The sequence below is a fragment of the Leifsonia sp. SIMBA_070 genome, from assembly GCF_046534635.1.
GTDB lineage: Bacteria > Actinomycetota > Actinomycetes > Actinomycetales > Microbacteriaceae > Leifsonia.
In genome coordinates, this window is sequence record NZ_JAWRYK010000307.1 from 1 (window position 1) to 270 (window position 270).

General features: G+C 58.1%; 1 protein-coding gene. It reads right to left on the reverse strand.

The features are described from left to right. A partial coding sequence (locus SB754_RS20460) for an alkaline phosphatase PhoX (RefSeq protein WP_410784194.1) occupies positions 1–270 on the reverse strand: 270 nt, incomplete at both ends.

The following is a 270-nucleotide window of genomic DNA, read 5'->3' on the forward strand; positions in this document are numbered from 1 at the left end:
TGGCACCTTCATGTTTGAGCCGGCCCATGGACGAATGCTTGATCGGTGTGGATTGCGGATCGTGTGGGTTGACCTCCACGATGTAGCCGAATCGGTTGCCCTCGTTGGGTTCCCGGGACAGATCAAATCGGGTCTCGTAACGGCCCCACTGGTGGTAGTCGTCTTCGTCGTCGAATCCGTAACGCTCGAGACGCTCTTTGGCGATCGGTTCGGTGACCGATGCGGCGCCGGTGAAGTAGTTGTTGAAGTTCTCTTCCCCGGACACCATCG